The following is a 20,158-nucleotide window of genomic DNA, read 5'->3' as shown; positions in this document are numbered from 1 at the left end:
CTCCTCACACTGCGATGTCCTGCAACGGCGGCTTGACGGCACCTGCTGCCAGAAGCGCATCGTAGCCGGTTGCCCCCGCTGACGTTTTTGTGGAGACGATCACACGCAGGTCGGCAGGGTCGATAGGCCGCGCGGGCGTGGCGGCCTTCTGCTGGTTCCGGCGGGGCTTTACCGGCTTTACCTCAGGCCCGCGCTCGCGGAGTTTCGCGGCGATCGTCGCGACTAGGTCGAGAGGACTGAGGCCCGGGTTTTCGGCTTTCGCTTGGGTCAGCAGAACTTGGGCGATGTCAGGGGCGAGGCCGAGTCCTTCCAGGGAGGTTAGAACGGCTTCGCTTCCATCCTGGGCGGGGGAAATGGGCGGAGGTTCCAGCGGCTCCGCTGCCGGCTTGGCGGGCACGGGTGTCAGTCGGACTGTCGCCGTCTGGAAGGCTTGGAACACGTAGTCGTCCAAGGGCCGGAGGTCGTCGTACTTTTCCAGGGCAGCACGGTCGTTCTGCCTCAGCGCCGTGATCATCGGTGCCAGCAAGCGGAACGCGTCGGCGGCGACGTGCTTCAAGAGGCCGGCGGTCAACCGCTCGCTCTTATCCCGTCCAGTGACGGCATTGAGCTGAATGACCTGAAGCTGCGCCAGCATGTAAAGCTTGACGACCAGGTCGACGATGCCTTGGCTTTCCTCGTACAACACGCGGCGGAGATCGTCCGTCAGTGGTGTCGACTCGCGTGTCCACTGATAGCGCCACATCCGGTCGATGAAATGGCTCCAGGTAGCGTCCTCGGCGTGCCGTTCCCAGATCAGGCTGCCGAGGCCGCTGGCCCTGCGCGCCTCCCGGAAGGCGCTTTGCAGTAGCTGCACAGCGGCTGGGGTGCCGACGATCATCACCGGGATGCCGATGGTATTCACCAGGGCCACCAGAAAGGTCAGCAAGTCGTCCTGGCCGGTACCGCGTGCGCGCACGAGATGCTGTATCTCGTCGATCACCAGCAGACCAAGGGCGTGCCGGTCGGCCACTTCCGCCATGTGGACGACCATAGTGTCGATGGACAGACGGCTGGAGCCGTAGCGGGCTGCGTAGCGGGTGTGGAGCAGCTTGTCCATTTCGTGGAAGAAGCTGATGCAGAGCTGCTTCACCGATCCCTTGTGCGGGCATTCCAGCTTCAGCCAGACCACCTGCTTCAAGCTGAACGGTTCCTGATGATGAATGACCTTCGGATAGAGATGCAGGATGCGCTCGACGCCCCTGGTCTTGCCGATGCCGGAGCAGCCGATCAAGGCGAACCCCGACGCGGTGGTTTCGACGGGATGGATGATGGCGGACAGATCTTTCTTCAGAACCCGCTCATAGTCGTTGTGCAGCCGGTACAGGTAGTCGGTGGTGTTGGGGTTGCGTCCGACGTAACCTTGCCGGATGAGTGCCGAAAGTCGGACTTCCAGTTGTAGATGACGTTCGAGGGGCACGAAGTAGCGCCCCAACCGTTGCAGGCAGTGACAGCGAAGGTGGGCCGGGTATTGCCGTTCTTCTTCGCGATGGAGCGGCAACTGCGTCAGGTTTCGCAGGGCATCAGGAATCGATAGAACCGGCGGTAGCCGGTTTATGAAGGGGTTGTCCCGGTATTCCGGCAGCTCAGGAAGGTCAGCGTCGTCCCTGGTCATCTTCACCTCCGTCTCCCAACCGGTTCAGGATGTCCGCGATGCTCGGGAAGCTGTAATCCTCATCGGCGGGCGGGTTTGGTGTGAATGGGACCACCTTGCCTCCGCGCTCTTCGCTTGCCTCCGGACCGAAGCGGAACGCCTCACGGTCCTGGTTCGATCGACGTTCGTCTCGTCGGTTGTCCCTGATGCCTTTGATCTTTTGGCGGTCGGTTTCCAGAACGGCAGGGGACGCCGCTTTCATGGCTTGGGCCTCGGCGACGACGTCTTCGATCACATCCGTCAGATTGATTCGCCCGCCAAGAGCCTGGGGCTGCTGTCCCCGGTCGATGCGACGGTCGTCCTGACGCATCTGGTCGATTTCCCACAGTGTCTTCCCCTGGTAGGGACGGCTTCGGTCGGTCAGATTGCACGCGATGAAGCGCGCTGGATTGGTTCCGTCGTGTAGGTAGATTTCGTCAAGGCAACGCGGTTCGTACGAGACCCGGACAGTCCACGTACCCCGTTGGCGTGCCCGCTCGAACCAATGTTCCTCGATCGCCTTTCGGCAGCTGAAGAAGCAGCCGTAGAAGCGGATCCCCTGAGCCGTGACGGTCGCCTCGCCGGACGGCAGCAAGCTCAGCTTTACGAGGTCCGGCGGGAAGGACCGCAACGTTCCGCTTCGCCGCGCTGTCCCCCACTCCCACAGGTCAATGGCAACCGCCGGCACCCCATCGGCGATCATTTCCGGCAGCTTGTCGTAGCCCCGAATCACATGGTGATTGTTGTAGTAGAGGATGCAGTGAATGATGATCCGCGTAAATTGATCAATGTCCAGGAGTCCGTCAAGGCGGTAATCCCGTCCGCCGCGCTCCTGGAAGTCCTCCGCGATGTAGCCGGGCGTGTAGGCCTTGAACTTGGCCGGTAGCATGCGGAACCGCTGTTCGACGATGCCCTTCCAATCGGCCCGGTACGGAGCAGCGTTTTCGACATGAACGCTGAGCGTATTGATCAGCGTGTCGATCATGTTGCCAGCGATTTCGCCACGGTCACCGAGCAGGACGTCCGGCAGATAATGGCACGGCCAATCGGAGTCGGTAATCTCCACCCCGAACTGTCGGCAATAGGTGACCTTTTCCGTGGCGGCGTTGGCCAGTGCCATCATGGCGCCGACCCAGGACGGACCCTCAAACCCGATGTACACGCCGACGATCATGCGGCTGAAGACATCGATGACGATGTAGACCACCGGCCGACCGACGATCCTGTTCCGATTCAGCCGGGACACGAGGTATACGTCACCGATGGTCGCGTCGATCTGGTATCGAGACCCGGGACCGATGGTTTCCCTGGTCGAGGAACTCAGCAACGCTCGGCAATCCTTGTCGTAGACGCGTGGCGTCCGGCGGATGCGCTCGATCTGAAAGACGTCGTTGTCCTTGACGTACCAGTAGCGGAACTGACGGGGGCTGGGAATGCGGGCACCCGGAACAAGCATCTGTCGCCCCGTTGCCTCGTCGATCACCGAGTCGGAATAATGGAGCCGGATCAGGTCTTCGTAGGCACCGCTGAGGTCGAGTTCCCTGTTCGTTGCAAAGCGGCGGGTGATGACCGCTCGAAAGAGGCTCCGCACATCGGCATCGATGACAAGATTTCCGAATCCGTTCGAGACCAGCTTGAGCTTTGTTTGTTCGGTGATTGCCCTCTCTTTCCCAGGTGCGCCGCACTTCGCGTAGTCGGGGAGCAGGGCGTTTCGTGTCATTCCCCGCTGCCAGTACCGTCGGAGTAGACGATACAGGGTCTGGTTGGTAACGCCGCTGGCAACCATGACGCGGCGGATCGCTCTGCCGCGCGATCGTGTGACGAAGATGGCTGGCTGGTCCTTCACCAAAGGCTCGATCAGCGTCCAGGCGGCATCCCGTTTCGTCTTGTGGTCGTCCGGGATTCCGGTTTCCGACACGGGGGCGAGCCAGGAGTCATCATCGCGGACCAGGAGCGCATTCTGATCGATAAGTGCCTGGACATCGGTCATCTCCCGAAAGATCGGCAAGGCGGTCGCGGCTTCCACCTCGATGACGAACAGGCCGCGGCCCATGGGATCGATCCACAGAACACGTTCGGTTCGCTGATCGGCAGTGGAGGTGACTAGTTGGTTGACCAGGGGCGATGTCATCCTGCGGCCCTCCCCAGTTCAGAGGAGACCGCACGGAAGCGCTGCAAGGACGCGGTGTCGTCCAAGGGCTCCGACATATTGCAGCTGATCGCCTTCGTGGCCAGCAGGTGCCGAATCAGCATCAGGCACGTTCCAGGTGGCATGGCCAGATGGGTGTCCATAGCACCGCAGAAATGGCGCAAGGGTTGGTCCGCTGGCCACCCCTCGACCTCCCTCACGACCAGTGCCGCCTTCTCGGCGAGATAGCCGGAGTGGGGTTGGCTGAGATCGTCCAGCGAGCGGAAGTTATGAACCCAGGCCACGTTGCGGATAAACGTGGTGGGAATGTCTCGTTCCGTGACTATGCCCCAATCCACGCCCCGTTCCGACCAGTAGCGGCGCTCGATCTCAAGCTTTTCGATGGTTCGCGGCTTATCCAGTTGATCGGCTGGTTTGACGGCGCGCGCCAGCGTGACGAACCGTCCTTCGCGGACGATGTCGATAACGATGTCGGTGGTCATTACCAACGGTGTCTTGGTGGCGGTGTCCACCGGATGTTTGATGCCGAGTTGCTCGGCGATCCGCCGTGTGGTCGGCCGGTCGAGCGGGAACTGTTCGCGGATGTCGCGCACCGACTCCGACCAGTCGAACAGGTAGAACAGGCCGCATTCGATGTCCGACAGGAGATGATGGATGCGTCCCGTCGTCCATCCCCGCAGCCGGTGGGAGCGCCCCATCGACGGGACGTCCTGGATGGTGAGCCAGGGCTTGTAGGACGCTCCGGTTCCTTCGCCGCGCCCTTCCTTTTGGAAGCGGGCGATCTTGTCCTCGTCGAAGGAGTACCGTTTCCGGGCCATAGTGCCTCCGGGGGCGGCTACCTCTTTCGAGGGTACGCCGCTCCCGGCAGAGCACAAGCTGGTTCAGGATGAGACTTTATGCGTCACGATGACACATTCAGGTCCAAGATGAGACATTAGCGTCCGCAGACAGGAACCTTGTTTGACTGGGTCGCCTTACTCGACGGTGACCGACTTGGCGAGGTTGCGCGGCTGGTCGACGTCGGTGCCCTTGAGCACGGCGACGTGGTAGGCCAGCAGCTGGACTGGGATGGCGTAGAGCAGCGGGGCGACCAGCGGGTCGCAGGCCGGAAGCTCCAGCGACCAGCGGACCTTGTCGGACAGCTTGTCGATGCCCTTCTTGTCGGCGATCAGCAGCACCTTGCCCGACCGCGCGCAGACCTCCTGGACGTTGGACACGGTCTTTTCGAACAGGTTGTCCGACGGCACCAGGACGATCACCGGCACGCTCTCGTCGATCAGCGCGATGGGGCCGTGCTTCAGTTCACCCGCCGCGTAACCTTCGGCGTGGATGTAGCTGATTTCCTTGAGTTTCAGCGCGCCTTCCAGAGCCAGCGGGTACATCGCGCCGCGGCCCAGATACAGCACGTCGCGGGCCTCCGCGACCTCCTGCGCCAGCTCGTGCAGGCGCTCGTCGTGGGCCAGAACGTCGGCGGCGCGGGCCGGCACCTCGCGCAGGGCCTGCGCGATCTGCTGCATCCGCTCCGCCGGGATCACGCCGCGGGCGTGACCGACCGTAACCGCCAGACAGGCCAGCGTGGTCAGCTGAGTCGTGAAGGCCTTGGTCGAGGCGACGCCGATCTCCGGGCCTGCCATGGTGTAGAGCACCGCGTCGGACTCGCGCGCGATGGTGCTTTCCGGCACGTTGACGATGGACAGGATCTTCTGGCCCTGGCGCTTGCAGTAGCGCAGAGCCTCCAGCGTATCCAGCGTCTCGCCCGACTGGCTGATGAACAGGGCCACGCCGCCCTCGGGCATCGGCGCTTCGCGGTAGCGGAACTCCGAGGCGATGTCGACCTCGACCGGCAGGCGGGCCAGCGTCTCGAACCAGTATTTCGCGACCACGCCGGCGTAATAGGCGGTGCCGCAGGCGACGATGGTCAGCTTCGTCGCCTTGGCGATGTCGAAGCTGGTCTCCGGCAGGGTGACGCGGCCGGTCTCCGGGTTGATGTAGGCGTTCAGCGTGTCGCCGATGACCTGCGGCTGCTCATAGATCTCCTTGAGCATGTAGTGCCGGTAGCCGTCCTTGCCGATCAGGGCGCCGGACAGGGCGGTGGTCTTGACCGGACGCTCCACCACCGCGTCGGTGGCGTCATGGATCACGGCGGCGGTGCGGGTCAGTTCCACCCAGTCGCCGTCCTCCAGATAGCAGATGCGGTTGGTCAGCGGCGCCAGCGCGAAGGCGTCGGAGGCGAAATACATCTCCCCCTCGCCGTAGCCGACGGCCAGCGGCGTGCCGTGGCGGGCGCCGATCAGCATGTCCTCCCGGCCGGAGAACAGCAGCACCAGCGAGAAGGCGCCGGTAAAGCGCTTGAAGGAGGCGGAGGCGGCCTCGACCGGACCCAGCCCTTCCTTCTCCATGTAATAGGTGACGAGGTGGGCGATCACCTCGGTGTCGGTGGCGCTTTCGAAGACATAGCCGTGCTCGATCAGCTCGGTCTTCAGCTCCTGATAATTCTCGATAATGCCGTTGTGCACCACGGCCACGCGGTGGGTGGCGTGCGGGTGGGCGTTGTTCTCGGTCGGGCCGCCGTGGGTGGCCCAACGGGTGTGACCGATGCCGATCACACCCGGCAGCGGGGCCTCGCGCAGCTTGGCGTCGAGGTTGATCAGCTTGCCCTCGGCGCGGCGGCGCTCGATGCCGCCCTTGACCAGCGTGGCGACGCCGGCGCTGTCGTAACCACGGTACTCGAGGCGGCGGAGACCCTCGACGAGACGGGGGGCCGCGTCATGCGTGCCGATGATGCCGATGATGCCACACATGAACCTGCAACTCCTGAATGATGGCCGGGGCCGGGTGAACGGTCAACCGGGGCAATCTTACGCCTTTTTCGCTTTCTCGTTTTGCTTCCGTTCGCGGAAACGCTTGGCCCAGCCGGTGTAAGCCTGCTGGCGCCCGCGCGCAACGACCAGAGCGTCGCCCTCCACGTCGGTGGTGACCACGCTGCCCGCCCCGACGATCGCGCCGTCGCCCACCCTGACCGGAGCCACCAGCGCGGTGTTGGAGCCGATGAAGGCCCCGGCGCCGATGTCGGTGTGGCTCTTGGCGTAGCCGTCGTAATTGCAGGTGATGGTTCCGGCGCCGATGTTGGCCTTCGCCCCCACCCGCGCGTCGCCGATGTAGGTGAGGTGGTTGACCTTGGCGCCGGCCTCGATCTTCGCGTTCTTGATCTCGACGAAGTTGCCGATGTGGGCGTCCGGGCCGATCTCCGCCCCCGGGCGCAGGCGGGCGTAGGGACCGACCTGGGCGCCGCTGTCCACCCGCACCTGCTCCAGATGGCTGAAGGCCTTGATCTCCACCCGGTCGGCGACGACCACGCCGGGGCCGAACACCACATGCGGGCCGACGATCACGTCGCGGCCGAGGCGGGTGTCCACGCAGAAGGTGACGCTGTCCGGGTCGGTCAGGGTGGCGCCGTTGTCCATGGCGGCCTTGCGCAGGCGGCGCTGGATCAGCTTCTCCACCTCCGACAGTTCGGCGCGGGAGTTCACACCGACGACCTCCGCCGGGGCGGCCTCGACCACCGCGCAGGCCATGCCGTTGCTGCGGGCGATCTGCACCACGTCGGTGAGATAGTATTCGCTCTTGGCGTTGGCGTTGCCGATGCGGCTGATCAGGTCGAACATCCGCGCGCCGTCGAAGGCCATCAGCCCGGCGTTGCACAGGGTGACCTGGCGCTCCTCCTCCGATGCGTCCAGATACTCGACGATCTTCTCAAGCCCGCCGCGGGCGTTCAGGATCAGGCGGCCATAGGCGCCGGGATCGTCGGGTCGCATGCCCAGAACGACGACCGCCGGGTCGCTCGACTGGCGCCGCGCGGCGACCATAGCGCGCAGCGTGTCCGGCGTGACCAGCGGCGTGTCGCCATAGAGTACCACCACGTCCCCGTCGAAGCCCTCCAGCAGGCCGAAGGCGGCGCGCACCGCGTCGGCGGTGCCGCGCTGCTCGTGCTGGACGGCGGTGGGGTAGGGGGCGACCGCGTCGGCCACATTGTCCATTCCGGGGCCGACCACCACGACCACATGGTCGGGGTCGAGCGCCCTCACCGCGGACAGGACGTGGCCGACCATCGGCTGGCCGGCGACGCGGTGCAGGACCTTCGGCAGGTCCGACTTCATGCGGGTGCCTTTGCCGGCGGCGAGAATGACGCAGGCGAGCGGGCGGTGCTGAGTCATCGGATATCCCTGCAGTATTGGAAACGGGTTATGGCGGACGGGCGGAAAAGCATGCGCATCAAAATCCGGACAAAACGTCTGTCTTCCGCCATTCAGTGCCACATCCGGTGCCAGGACCCCAAGTCAACTTTTGTGTCAATCTGACATACACAAATCGCGGCCCGAGGGTGTACGCACCCCGCGCCGCCGGTGCCGAAGGGCCTATGCCGGCGGTGGATTGCGGGAACAGGGGCTCGCCGCCGGGAGAAGGGCGTGCTATCGAAAGGGGTATCCGCCCGTCTTCGCGTCACCATGGGACTTCTGCCGATGTCTGCCGCGCCCACCGCCATTCCCTTCTCCGCGGTCGTCTTCGACCTCGACGGCACGCTGATCGACAGCGCGCGGGACATGACCCGCGTCCTCAACCGCACACTGTCCCGCTTCGCGCGACCCGCCGTCAGCGAGGAGCAGGTGCGCGGCATGGTGGGCGACGGCTCGGCCGCCCTTGTCCGTCAGGCCTTCGCGGCGACCGGCGACGCTCTGACCGACGAGGCGCTGCGGACGGCCCTGGCCGACTATCTGGACGCCTATTTCCAGGACGACGAACCCCCGATGCTCTATCCCGGCGTCCCGGAAACACTGGCGGCGCTGGCGGCGAACGGCGTGAAGCTGGGGCTGTGCACCAACAAGCCGGAGCGGATCACCCGCAAGCTGCTGGACTCGCTGGGCCTGTCGTCGCTGTTCGGCGCGCTGGCCGGCGGCGACACGCTGCCGGTGAAGAAGCCCGACGGGCGCCATCTGTCCTGGGTGGTCGAGGCATTGGGTGGCGGCAGTGCCGCGATGGTGGGGGACAACCGCAACGACGTTAAGGCCGCCCGCGCCGCCGGAGTGCCGGTGGTGGCGATGACCTACGGTTATCCCCGCATGCCGGTGCAGGATTTGGGCGCCGACATCCTGCTCGACCGCATCGCCGATCTGCCGGACGCCCTGCGGCGGCTGGGCGGCTGAGCGGCCGGCCGGGCTGCCAAGGCCGGCGAGGGCTTCGCCGTAGGTCTCCTTCTTGTCATGGTTAACGAGAGATTAACGGTGGCTAACGAAAGGTAAATGTAGTTGGATGGGTGCATCGAATGGTGGTGAGCGAAGGAGACACCCGATGGCCCAGATCCTTGCCTTCCCCGGTAAGACCCAGACCGGCAACACCCTCTCCGCCGACGTTCTGTCCATCGAAGGCCACACCGCCAACTTTACCCCGGCCAACAGCCAGATCGACTCGGCCACCGCCGACTTCGATCGGATGATGGCTCACCACAGCGACCTTCAGCGCAAGATGGCCGAGTTCAACCGCCTGTGCGAACAGGCGCTGGCCGAGCGGCCCATGGCCGAGTTGCTGTACCATCCCACCGCCTGCAGCGGCAGCGTTGGGCGCGCCTGACCCGTCAACGAAGCGGTGACGGCGCCGGTTCGGCGGGACGTTCCGCCGTCTGGTCGGTTTTGCGGGTGGCGATGAGGTGGACGACGACCCCGCCGAATCCGCTGTCGGTTTCCAACCGGACGGGCAGGGGCGGGCCGGCCCCTTCCACCGGAGCGATCCACAGATCGACGGGCGGGCGTTCCTCCCGGCCTCCGCCGCGCTGCCAGAAAGGTTGGCGCGGCGTGCGCTCGTAGCCGGCGATCGGCTTGTGGGACACCCGGCATTGCCGCGCCGCGCCCGAGAACACCGAATGGCGCGATGCCCCGACTGTGGTCATCCCCCGATCCGTGAAGATCATGTCGTACCGGCGGCGCCCGTCATAGATGGGCACCGTGCGCTGGCATCCTTCGCCGTGAAGCCCGGCGAGCAGCATTTCCAAGACACCGCTCAACGGATCGCGGGTCTGCCGAGTGAGTTCTTCGGGGACGGGGTCGCGGTCCTCCTCCTCCGGGGGCGGGGAGACCTGCGTGCGAACGCGGCCGTCCGCCCCATAACCCAAGCTGACGGTCCGCGGGGAGCCGCGCAGAACGCCGGACTGGGTATGGCGGATCGGGGCGACGCCATCCGGCCCGACCGTGCCGACGCTCAAGGATTGCGTTTCCCAGGGAAAGAGGCGCCCCAGAAAGCCGTCCGTCGCGGCGTTGACCTGGACGCTGTAGCGGCCCTCGGTCAGGGTCAGTTCCGCCCGCGCGTCGAGCACGGCCACGCCACCGACATGGACGCGGTAGTCCAACTGCCAGCGCTGCGCCAGGGCGGGCAGGGGGAACAGACCGGAGAACGTCGCGCACATTCCTGCGATGAGGCCGGCGACGAGGGCGGCCGAGGGACGCCTGATAGGGGGCCGGGTGGGAAGCGCAATCCGGTGCGTCATGTCCATTGGCTCATCGGGGGCTCCGGGCGGAAGGGCTTCTTTGATATTGGTGTGAAACAGGTGCTTGACAGGAGGGGGCGGGGCCTTTAGAAACCCGCCTCACCGCAGCGGTGGCAACGACGCGACAGCGAAACGAGCTTGATGCCGACGCGGTTTTACTGGGATGGGCGCATAGCTCAGCGGGAGAGCACACCCTTCACACGGGTGGGGTCGTAGGTTCAATCCCTACTGCGCCCACCATCCCAAGGTCCGATGGTTCATGGGCTTTGCGGATGGTACCATCCCCTCCATCGTAAGGGCCGGTCAAGATCGGGGTCCGTCGGGCCCCGTATTTCCGTCCCTGCGGTGCGTCAGCGGTTGTTTCTTTGGGATGGGCGCATAGCTCAGCGGGAGAGCACACCCTTCACACGGGTGGGGTCGTAGGTTCAATCCCTACTGCGCCCACCATCCCAAACACCGCCTCTTCTCCCAGACATCGTTGGAATTCGCCAGTAATGGGTCGTCGCGCCGGTTGCGTGGCCCTGTGCTTGGACGCAACACCACAAAATACCCTTGCCCAATCGCGTGTGCCTTTTTGAGACGAACGCCACCGCAGTTGATTCAGATCAGCTACAGCGCGTGGGGTTTTCGTTTATCGCTTCCAGCATCCGATTTGCTCAATCATCTGGAAGCAGTGACATGGAAGATACGCGCGTGACCCTTCTCGCCCTCGGCCTGCTGGTCGTGGCGCTCGTCGTGATCCTCGGTTCGGTGGTCCTGTCTCCGGCCACCCTGGTCCTCCTGGCCACGCTCGGCGCCTGGGTGAACCTGACCTATCTGGTCGTCGTCACGCTGATGCGCTGACCCCGCCCGCGGGCGGGAGACCGCGCGGTCCGACCCGCCCGCAGGATGGAAAAATTTCAAATTCGGGCTCGCCCGGTTAATTCCATGACTGGACAGCGCCGATCCGGCGGTTTATCCCAGCGCCGTTTATGACGCCTGTGGAGCACCCGCCATGACCTCCCTCGCCGCCGCCCGCCTGCCGGAGTCGGAACAGCCCCTGCCGGTCGTCCGCAGCGTGGACGATCTCCGCGCCCAGGTCGCCGCCTGGCACCGCGACGGCAAGACGGTGGCCCTGGTGCCGACCATGGGCGCGCTGCACGACGGCCATCTCGCTTTGGTGCGCCGCGCGCGGGAACTGGCCGACCAGGTGGTCGCCAGCGTCTTCGTCAACCCGACCCAGTTCGCCCCGCACGAGGACTTCGACCGCTACCCGCGCGATGAGGCCGGGGATTCGCGCAAGCTCGCCTCGGCGGGCTGCCATCTGCTCTACGCCCCCACGGTGCGCGCGATGTATCCGGAGGGCTTCGCCACGGCCATTTCGGTCGGCGGCCCGGCGGAGGGGCTGTGCGGAACCTTCCGGCCGCAGATGTTTGGCGGCGTCGCCCTGGTCGTGACCAAGCTGTTCCTGCAGGCCCAGCCCGACGTGGCGGTGTTCGGGGAGAAGGATTACCAGCAGCTCATGGTCATCCGCCGCTTCGCCCGCGATCTCGACATCCCGGTGCGGGTGGAGGGGCTGCCGACGGTGCGCGAGGCTGACGGGCTCGCCATGTCCTCGCGCAACGCCTATTTGTCCGCCGACGAGCGCGCCCGCGCGCCGGAGCTGAACCGCGCGCTTCTCGACGCCGCCTCGGCGCTGGCCGGCGGGGCGGAGGCCGACACGGTGCTGGAGGCGGTGCGGGCGCGCATCACCGCCGCTGGGTTCGGCTCCATCGACTATGTCGAGCTGCGCGACGCCGACACGCTGGCACCGGTGACCCGCGTGGAGCGTCCGGCGCGCCTGCTGGCCGCCGCCTGGATGGGCAAGGCCCGCCTGATCGACAACGTCCCGGTCCTTCCGGCGTAACCGCCGACCTCTCTTCCCCGGTCCGCACGGCTTCCCCACACAACGGGAAGGATCGCAGAGCGGGCGAGGTGCCCTATACTCTCTGCCGAACGCGCGGCCGACCGCGAGGCCGCGCGCAAGAAACGAGGGAAGGAAGGCACCATGCCGTACGATTCCGTGGACACCGCCCGCCGTCTTGGGTTGAAGGACGCCGAGCTGCTGCGCTTCCAGTGCTTCGTCGATGGCCGGTGGGTCGACGCCGACAGCGGCAAGACCGTGGAGGTGACCAACCCTGCCGACGGCAGCGTCCTGGGCAGCGTGCCGATGATGGGCGCGGACGAGACGCGCCGGGCCATCGATGCCGCCGAACGCGCCTGGCCGGCTTGGCGCGCCCTGACCGCGAAGGAGCGCGCGAAGACCCTGCGGACATGGTTCGACCTGATGATGGCGAACCAGGAGGATATCGCCCGCATCATGACGGCGGAGCAGGGCAAGCCGCTCGCCGAGGCGCGGGGCGAGGTGGCCTACGCCGCGTCCTTCATCGAATGGTTCGCCGAAGAGGGCAAGCGCGTCTACGGCGACACCATCCCGCAGCATCTGCCGGGCCGCCGCATCGTCGTGATCAAGGAGCCGATCGGCGTCACCGCCGCCATCACGCCGTGGAACTTCCCGGCGGCGATGATTACCCGCAAGGCCGGTCCGGCGCTGGCCGCCGGCTGCCCGATGGTCATCAAGCCGGCGACCGCCACCCCGTTGACCGCGCTCGCCATGGCGGTGCTGGCGGAGCGGGCGGGCATTCCGGCGGGCATCCTCAGCGTCGTGACTGGCTCCGCCCGCGCCATCGGCGGCGAGATGACCGGCAACCCGACGGTGCGCAAGCTGACCTTCACCGGCTCCACCGAGATCGGCAAGGAGCTGATGGCCCAATGCGCCGGCACGGTGAAGAAGATCTCGCTGGAGTTGGGCGGCAACGCGCCCTTCCTGGTCTTCAACGACGCCGACCTCGACGAGGCGGTGAAGGGCGCCATCGCGTCCAAATACCGCAACACCGGCCAGACCTGCGTCTGCGCGAACCGGCTGCTGGTGCAGTCCGGAGTCTACGACGCCTTCGCGGCCAAGCTGGCCGAGGCGGTGAAGGCGCTGAAGGTCGGCCCCGGCCTGACCACGGAGGGGGCGCAGCAAGGGCCGCTGATCGACATGGCCGCGGTGGAGAAGGTCGAGGACCACATCCGCGACGCCACGGAGAAGGGCGCCCGCGTGGTGCTGGGCGGCAAGCGGCATGAGCTGGGCGGCAGCTTCTTCGAACCGACCATCCTCGCCGACGTGACTCCGGCGATGAAGGTGGCGCGCGAGGAGACCTTCGGCCCGGTCGCCCCGCTGTTCCGCTTCGAGACGGAGGAGGAGGCCGTACGCATGGCCAACGCCACCGAGTTCGGTCTCGCCGCCTACTTCTATAGCCGCGACATCGGGCGCGTCTGGCGGGTGGCGGAGGCGCTGGAATACGGCATCGTCGGCATCAACGAGGGCATCATCTCCACCGAGGTCGCCCCCTTCGGCGGCATGAAGGAAAGCGGCATCGGTCGCGAGGGTTCCAAGTACGGCATCGAGGATTACTTGGAAATCAAGTATTTGTGCATGGGCGGCATCGGCGGCTGAGTGCCGGACGCTGACTTCAAGTAAAAAGGCGGGGCTGGTCGCGCGACGCGCTTTGACCGGCCCTGTTTTTTTATCTAGGATAAATCATCGTTAAATTTGCCCATACCCCAATCAGGGGAATAGTGGGGGAAAGGCAGCCCGGTGCGGTTCCTGCTGCGGCGCTCCGATGGGGAATCGGTGTCCCTGATGCCCGTCCTCGTCGCGGTGGCCCTGGTGCTGCTTGCCGCGCTGGGCACCTGGACCGTGGTCTCCGTCAAATCCGGGGCCCGTAGCACCGGTGGCGATGGCAAGCCGCAGAAGACTTACGCATCCTTGCCGACGATGACCTTCACGCTGGGGGGCAGCGACGCGCGTCTGGTGGACATCCGCATTCTGCTGGAGATTGAGCCCACGGGGGACCCGAACCCGGCTACGCCCTTCGTTCCCCGCATCGCCGACCAGATGGCCGACCGGCTGCGCCAGATTGAGCCGGGCCAGTTGAGCGGGGCCGAGGGCGCCAACCTGATCAAGAACACCGTGGCGAGCGTGATGAAGCGCGAGGCGCAAGCCATTCGCGTGCGCGAGGTGCTGCTGGAGCGAATGGTGGTGCGGTAGGCGCGTGCGCCGGTTGCCCCCACCCTGGCCCTCCCCCGCTTTCGCAGGGGAGGGTGCCTTCTGCGAAGCGGCGGTAGTTCCCTCCCCTGCGGCAGCGGGGGAGGGTTGGGGAGGGGGCAGCAGTGCCCCCAGGAAAACGCCTTACTCCGCCGCCGCGCGGCGGTCGGCGTCGCGCTTCAGGCGGGCGCGCTTCAGCTCTTCGGCCAGCAGGAAGGCCAGCTCCAGCGCTTGGCTGGCGTTCAGCCGCGGGTCGCAGGCGGTGTGGTAGCGCAGCGCCAGCTTGTGATCGGTGATCGCCTGGGCGCCGCCCGTGCACTCCGTCACGTCCTGGCCGGTCAGCTCGAAATGGACGCCGCCGGCGTGGGTGCCCTCAGCCTCGTGCACCGCGAAGAAGTCGCGCGCCTCCGACAGCACCTTCTCCACCGGACGGGTCTTGTAGCCGCTGGAGGATTTGACGGTGTTGCCGTGCATCGGGTCGCTGGACCAGACGACGACGCGGCCCTCGCGCTGCACCTTGCGCAGCAGGGGCGGGAACTTCTCCGCCACCTTGTCGGCGCCCATGCGGACGATCAGGGTCAGGCGGCCCGGCTCGTTGGTCGGGTTCAGCAGATCGATCAGGCGGATCAGTTCGTCCGGATCGGTCGTCGGGCCGCACTTCAGGCCGATCGGGTTCTTCACGCCGCGCAGGAACTCCACATGCGCGCCGTCCAGCTGGCGGGTGCGGTCGCCGATCCACAGCATGTGGGCCGACACGTCGTACCAGTCGCCGGTGGTGCTGTCGACGCGGGTCATCGCCTGCTCGAACGGCAGCAGGAGCGCCTCGTGGCTGGTGAAGAACTCGGTCTCGCGGATCTGCGGGGTGGTCTGGGCGGTGATGCCGCAGGCCGCCATGAAGCCCAGCGTCTCGTCCAGCCGGTTGGCGATCTCGCGGAACTGCTCACCGGCGGGGGAGCGCTCGACGAAGCCCAGCGTCCACTGGTGCACCTTGTGCAGGTCGGCGTAGCCGCCCTGGGAGAAGGCGCGCAGCAGGTTCAGCGTGGCGGCGGCCTGGGTGTAGGCCTGCATCATGCGTTCCGGGTCGGGAACGCGTGCGTCCGGCGTGAAGTCGAAGCCGTTGATGATGTCGCCGCGGTAGGACGGAAGCTCGATCCCCTCCAGCACCTCGGTGTCGGCGGAGCGCGGCTTGGCGAACTGCCCGGCCATGCGGCCCACCTTCACCACCGGGATGGCGGCGCCGAAGGTCAGCACGACGGCCATCTGCAGCAGGACGCGGAAGGTGTCGCGGATGTTGTTCGGATGGAACTCCGCGAAGCTCTCCGCGCAGTCGCCGCCCTGAAGCAGGAAGGCGTTGCCGGCGGCGGCGGCGGCGAGGCTGTCCTTCAGCCGGCGCGCCTCGCCGGCGAAGACGAGCGGGGGATAGGAGGACAGGCGCTGCTCCACCGCTTCGACCTTGGACGGGTCCGGATAGGTCGGAAGCTGCTTCGCCGGCTTCGACCTCCAGCTGTCGGGGGACCAACGCTCAACCATGACGCCCGCTCTTTCCTTGTGCTAAGGGTTCCGCCCGGGGCCGGATGACGGCCAGAGGGGTAATCTGTATAGCGGTCTCCGAGAAATTTTTCCATAGTTTCGACCGCAACTTCCGCAATGGATGATGTGGCGCGGTGCCCGAAAAAGCGCGCTGGCCGGGGCATCCGGTCGGGGCCTATACAGACGGATACGCAGGTGTGCGGAAGGGTTGAACGGGTGAAACCATCCTCCTGGGGTCAGGCGGCCTCCGTCTATCTTGACCGGCGCGTTCTGGCCATTTTGTTCCTCGGCTTTTCGGAAGGGCTGCCGCTGGCGTTGACCGGGTCCACCCTGTCGATCTGGCTGCGCGAGGGCGGCGTCAGCAAGACCGCCATCGGCCTGTTCGCGCTGGTCACCATGCCCTACGCGCTGAAATTCGTCTGGGCGCCTCTGATCGACCGGTTGCGCCTGCCGGTGATGACCCGCCTGTTCGGGCGGCGGCGCGGCTGGGCGCTGGTGGCGCAGGCCGGGCTGATGGCGGCGCTGATCGGGCTGGGCAGCACGAACCCGGTGGCCGACCTGTGGTGGACCGCCATGCTGGCCGTGGTCGTCGCCTTTTTCTCGGCCAGCCAGGACATCGTCGTCGACGCCTACCGCGTCGAGGTGCTGGAGGAGCGCCAGCAGGCCGCCGGTGCGGCCATCCTCGTGCTCGGTTACCGCTTCGGCATGCTGGCGGCGGGGGCGGGGGCCCTGTACCTCGCGGAATTCTTCGGCTGGCACGTCGCCTACTACGTCATGGCGGGGCTGGTCGCGGTCGGCATGGTGACGATCCTGCTGAACCGCGAGCCGAAGGTCGCGGACACCGCGGAGTCCAACGCGCGGGAACGGCATGTGGCCGACTGGCTGGCCGCGCGCCCGGACCTGACGGGGTGGAAGGCGGATCTGCTGGCCTGGGTCTACGGCGCGGTCGTGGCGCCCTTCGTGGAGTTCATGACCCGTCCGGCCTGGGCGGCGGTCCTGCTGTTCATCGCCTGCTACAAGCTGGGCGACGTGCTGGCGGGGGTGATGTCGGCGCCCTTCTACGTCGATCTCGGCTTCGAGAAGACGGAGATCGCCAACGTCACCAAGCTGTTCGGCCTGTGGGCGACGATCATCGGCGGGCTGATCGGTGGTGTGCTGGTCGGGCGCATCGGCGTGTTGCGCGGGCTGCTGGTCGGCGGGCTGATGCAGATGCTGTCGAACCTCGGCTACGTCATGCTGGCGCAGGTCGGGCACGACGTGTCGGCGCTGGCGGTGACGGTGGCTCTGGAGAACGTTTGCGGTGGAATCGCGACGGCGGCCTTCGTCGCCTATCTGTCGAGCCTGTGCAACACGGCCTACACGGCCACGCAATACGCGCTGCTCAGCAGCTTCTACAAGCTGGGCGGGGACCTGTTCGGGGCGTCGTCCGGCTGGCTGGCCGAGCGGATGGACTGGAGCAGCTTCTTCCTGCTGTCCACCGGAGGGGCAGTGCCGGGGCTGCTGGTTCTGCTGTGGCTGATGACGCGGCCAAGGCGGGACGAGGCGGTGGTGAAGGCCTAATTCCTTCTCCCCTCTGGTGAGAAGGTCAGGATGAGGGGGCGGCCGTGAGGCCGAACTCCTTGACTCCTTGCAGAGCGTGGACGCCCTGACGGACGCCCCCTCACCCCAGCCCTCTCCCCAGAGGGGAGAGGGGGGATCGGGCCTTACTTGACCGGGGTCATCTTGCCGGAGCCGGGGCCGGCGCCGAGGTCGGCACCCGTCACCGGGTTCACGTCGGTGCGCGACATGGTGCGCTTGGCGGCCTCGTTGACGGCCTTCATCTCTTCCGCCGCCAGCCGGACCGAGGGGTTGCCGTCACCGCCGCTGACCGGGGCCTGGTCGGGGGTGATGTTCACGAACTCCCACTGCTCTCCCTGGTTCCACGGGCCGCGCATGTCGCCGTCGCCCTGGCTCATGTTGTAGTACTTGTCGGTGTATTCGGGGTTGCCCGGCAGCTTGCCCGGCGGGAAGTTGTTCTCGATGGAATAGAGCGCCTTCTCGAACATCTTCTGGTGCGCCACCTCGCGGGTCATCAGGAAGGTCAGCGCGTCCTTCACGCCCGGATCCGGGGTGATGTTGATGAGGCGCTCATAGATGATCTTGGCCCTCGATTCCGCGGCGATGTTGGAGCGCAGGTCGGCGGTCGGCTCGCCGATGCTGTCGATGTAGCCGCCGGTCCACAGCTGCCCCGCGGAGTTGGTCAGGGCCGGACCGCCGCCGTAGAGCAGGGCCAACGTGTGGCTGCCGTTGCCCTTGGCGATGTCGGCGTAGAGATCGGTGACCTCTTCCGCGCCCTCGGCCAACTTGCCCTTCACGCCCTTGGTCAGCATGGCGACGATGCTGCCGATGATCTCCAGATGGCTCAGTTCCTCGGTCGCGATGTCGATCAGCATGTCCTTGCGGCCCGGGTCCTCGTCGGAAAGGCCCTGCGTGAAGTAGCGCAAGGCCGCCGCCAACTCGCCCTGGGGACCGCCGAACTGTTCCAGCATCAGGCTGGCCAGCTTCGGGTCCGGTTCGGCGACGCGGACCGTGTACATCAGGTTCTTGTTGTGCATGAACATGCGTAGGAGCCCTCCCGCTGCCTGGATGAAGGATGGGAGGCGACGGCTTCCGCGGGGGTGCTTGACCGCCGCCGTGATCGCCGCCGCCATCGTCGTGTGCCCTCAACACAGGCTTCTTAGAAGCGTTCCAGGAAATCAGGCTCCTGACCTTTGGTTTTATGTCCGATCGTCAGGACACCTTCTCGCGCATCAGGACGAACTCTTCCGCGGTAGAGGGGTGGAGGGCGATGGTGCGGTCGAAATCTCTCTTTGTGGCGCCGCAGTTCAGGGCGATGCCCAGCCCCTGGACGATTTCCGGCGCGTCCATGCCCATCATGTGGCAGCCGAGCACGCGCTGGCTCTCGCCGTCCACGACCAGCTTCATCAGGACGCGCTCGTCGCGGCCCGACATGGTGTGCTTCATCGGGCGGAAACCGGCCTTATAGATGTCCACCGTCGCGTGCTTTGCCCGCGCTTCCGCCTCGGTCAGGCCGACGGTGCCGAGCGGCGGGATGGAGAAGACGGCGGTCGGGATGTTGGCGTAGCTGATGCTGGTCGGGTTGTCGTTGAACAGCGTCTCCACGAAGGCGCGCCCCTCGGCGATGGCGACGGGGGTCAGGGCCATGCGGTCGGTCACGTCGCCCACGGCGAAGATGTTGTCCACGCTGGTGCGCGAATACTCGTCCACCCGGATCGCCCCGCTCTCGTCAAGCGCGACGCCGGCGGCTTCCAGCCCGAGGTCGCGCGTGTTCGGACGGCGCCCGGTCGCCGCCATGACGAGGCCGGCGGAATGCTCCCGCCCCAGCTGGTCGATGACGGTGAAGCCGCCGGGGCCTTCCTCCACCTTCACCGGCTGGGTGCGGGTGAGGATGGTGATGCCGCGCTTGCGCATCTCCTGGGCCAGGGCGACGCGGATGTCGTCGTCGAAGCCGTTCAGCAGCTCCTCGCCGCGGATCATGATCGTCACGTCGGCGCCCAGGCCGCGGAAGATCCCGGCGAACTCCACGGCGATGTAGCCGCCGCCCAGGATGATGACGGAGTGGGGCAGGGTGCCGAGCTGCAACGCCTCGTTGGAGGTGACGGCGTGCTCGATCCCCGGAATCTTGGGCAGGGCCGGCCAGCCGCCGGTGGCGACCAGGATGTTCTTCGCGGTGTAGCACTTGTTCGCCACCTCCACCGTGTGGCGGTCGATCAGCCGCCCGAAGCCGGTGTGCAGGGTGACTCCGGAGTTCTCCAGCATCTTGATGTAGATGCCGTTCAGCCGGTCGATCTCCGCGTCCTTGCGCCCGATCAGCGTGGCCCAGTCGAAGGCCGGCGTGGCGGTGGCCCAGCCATAGGCGCTGGAGTCCTCGAAGGCGTCGCGGAACTGGGCGGCGTAGACCAGCAGCTTCTTCGGCACGCAGCCGCGGATGACGCAGGTGCCGCCGACCCGGCTGCCTTCGCAGATGGCGACCTTGGCCCCCATGGCCGCGGCCCGCCGGCTGGCCGCGACGCCGCCGGAGCCGGCACCGATGGTGAAAAGGTCGAAATCGAACTCGGCCACGGCCGTCTCCTTGCAATCCCAAGATCCGAACGGGACAGGAGT

General features: G+C 66.3%; 16 protein-coding genes and 2 tRNA genes. 9 read left to right on the top strand and 9 right to left on the bottom strand.

What is annotated here, in order from left to right:
- Positions 1-4: 4 nt before the first annotated feature.
- The 5 genes from ACWPXE_RS15425 to glmU all read right to left on the bottom strand — a co-directional run bounded on the left by ACWPXE_RS15425 (position 5) and on the right by glmU (position 8,032).
- Positions 5-1,651, bottom strand: a complete 1,647-nt coding sequence (locus tag ACWPXE_RS15425) for an ATP-binding protein (protein WP_454018525.1) — start codon at positions 1,649-1,651, stop codon at positions 5-7.
- On the bottom strand, positions 1,632-3,800 hold the full coding sequence (locus ACWPXE_RS15420; protein ID WP_454018524.1) for a Mu transposase C-terminal domain-containing protein: 2,169 nt from the start codon (positions 3,798-3,800) through the stop codon (positions 1,632-1,634). The genes ACWPXE_RS15425 and ACWPXE_RS15420 overlap by 20 nt, the downstream gene beginning before the upstream one ends.
- The gene (locus ACWPXE_RS15415) at positions 3,797-4,636 is read right to left on the bottom strand and encodes a TnsA endonuclease N-terminal domain-containing protein (RefSeq protein WP_454018523.1); all 840 of its coding nucleotides are present in this window, start codon (positions 4,634-4,636) and stop codon (positions 3,797-3,799) included. The genes ACWPXE_RS15420 and ACWPXE_RS15415 overlap by 4 nt, the downstream gene beginning before the upstream one ends.
- A 156-nt stretch (positions 4,637-4,792) precedes the next feature.
- Positions 4,793-6,619 carry a glutamine--fructose-6-phosphate transaminase (isomerizing) gene (glmS, locus tag ACWPXE_RS15410; protein WP_454018522.1) on the bottom strand — a complete coding sequence of 609 codons (1,827 nt, stop codon included), beginning with the start codon at positions 6,617-6,619 and terminating at the stop codon, positions 4,793-4,795.
- 57 nt (positions 6,620-6,676) lie between these two features.
- On the bottom strand, positions 6,677-8,032 hold the full coding sequence (gene glmU, locus ACWPXE_RS15405) for a bifunctional UDP-N-acetylglucosamine diphosphorylase/glucosamine-1-phosphate N-acetyltransferase GlmU (protein ID WP_454018521.1): 1,356 nt from the start codon (positions 8,030-8,032) through the stop codon (positions 6,677-6,679).
- A gap of 306 nt (positions 8,033-8,338) precedes the next feature.
- On the opposite strand from glmU, the gene gph reads away from it, so the two are divergent.
- Positions 8,339-9,019, top strand: a complete 681-nt coding sequence (gene gph, locus ACWPXE_RS15400) for a phosphoglycolate phosphatase (RefSeq protein ID WP_454018520.1) — start codon at positions 8,339-8,341, stop codon at positions 9,017-9,019.
- A 145-nt stretch (positions 9,020-9,164) separates the two neighbouring features.
- Entirely contained in the window at positions 9,165-9,443 is a 279-nt protein-coding gene (locus ACWPXE_RS15395) for a hypothetical protein (RefSeq protein ID WP_200475224.1), read from the top strand.
- Between the two features lie 4 nt (positions 9,444-9,447).
- Here ACWPXE_RS15395 and ACWPXE_RS15390 read toward each other — a convergent pair whose 3' ends face one another.
- The gene (locus tag ACWPXE_RS15390) at positions 9,448-10,272 is read right to left on the bottom strand and encodes a DUF3108 domain-containing protein (protein WP_454018519.1); all 825 of its coding nucleotides are present in this window, start codon (positions 10,270-10,272) and stop codon (positions 9,448-9,450) included.
- A gap of 246 nt (positions 10,273-10,518) precedes the next feature.
- Between ACWPXE_RS15390 and ACWPXE_RS15385 the strand changes: the two genes are divergently transcribed.
- The 6 genes from ACWPXE_RS15385 to ACWPXE_RS15360 all read left to right on the top strand — a co-directional run bounded on the left by ACWPXE_RS15385 (position 10,519) and on the right by ACWPXE_RS15360 (position 14,467).
- A tRNA-Val gene (locus tag ACWPXE_RS15385) sits at positions 10,519-10,593 on the top strand.
- A 132-nt stretch (positions 10,594-10,725) separates the two neighbouring features.
- Positions 10,726-10,800, top strand: a tRNA-Val gene (locus ACWPXE_RS15380).
- Positions 10,801-11,031: 231 nt separating this feature from the next.
- Positions 11,032-11,196 (top strand): hypothetical protein, encoded by a 165-nt coding sequence (locus ACWPXE_RS15375; protein ID WP_014240656.1) that lies wholly within the window; start codon positions 11,032-11,034, stop codon positions 11,194-11,196.
- 151 nt (positions 11,197-11,347) lie between these two features.
- Positions 11,348-12,238, top strand: coding sequence for a pantoate--beta-alanine ligase (gene panC, locus ACWPXE_RS15370; protein WP_454018518.1), 891 nt, complete (start codon positions 11,348-11,350; stop codon positions 12,236-12,238).
- Positions 12,239-12,379: 141 nt separating this feature from the next.
- Complete coding sequence (gene gabD / locus ACWPXE_RS15365) at positions 12,380-13,873, top strand: NADP-dependent succinate-semialdehyde dehydrogenase (protein WP_454018517.1); 1,494 nt, start codon at positions 12,380-12,382, stop codon at positions 13,871-13,873.
- Positions 13,874-14,014: 141 nt separating this feature from the next.
- A complete protein-coding gene (locus tag ACWPXE_RS15360; protein ID WP_454018516.1) occupies positions 14,015-14,467 on the top strand; it encodes a flagellar basal body-associated FliL family protein in 453 nt (150 codons plus the stop codon).
- A 141-nt stretch (positions 14,468-14,608) separates the two neighbouring features.
- Here ACWPXE_RS15360 and ACWPXE_RS15355 read toward each other — a convergent pair whose 3' ends face one another.
- Positions 14,609-15,994: a class II 3-deoxy-7-phosphoheptulonate synthase gene (locus ACWPXE_RS15355; protein ID WP_014240660.1), complete on the bottom strand. Its 1,386-nt coding sequence runs from the start codon at positions 15,992-15,994 to the stop codon at positions 14,609-14,611.
- A gap of 216 nt (positions 15,995-16,210) precedes the next feature.
- On the opposite strand from ACWPXE_RS15355, the gene ACWPXE_RS15350 reads away from it, so the two are divergent.
- Positions 16,211-17,554 carry an AmpG family muropeptide MFS transporter gene (locus ACWPXE_RS15350; protein WP_454018515.1) on the top strand — a complete coding sequence of 448 codons (1,344 nt, stop codon included), beginning with the start codon at positions 16,211-16,213 and terminating at the stop codon, positions 17,552-17,554.
- A gap of 143 nt (positions 17,555-17,697) precedes the next feature.
- On the opposite strand, the gene ACWPXE_RS15345 is transcribed toward ACWPXE_RS15350, so the two are convergent.
- Positions 17,698-18,594, bottom strand: coding sequence for a manganese catalase family protein (locus ACWPXE_RS15345; RefSeq protein ID WP_145699941.1), 897 nt, complete (start codon positions 18,592-18,594; stop codon positions 17,698-17,700).
- Between the two features lie 169 nt (positions 18,595-18,763).
- Positions 18,764-20,116, bottom strand: a complete 1,353-nt coding sequence (gene gor, locus ACWPXE_RS15340) for a glutathione-disulfide reductase (protein ID WP_454018514.1) — start codon at positions 20,114-20,116, stop codon at positions 18,764-18,766.
- Positions 20,117-20,158: the final 42 nt, after the last annotated feature.

Source organism: Azospirillum sp. Marseille-Q6669 (genome assembly GCF_965111635.1).
This window is presented reverse-complemented; position numbering and strand designations above follow the sequence as displayed.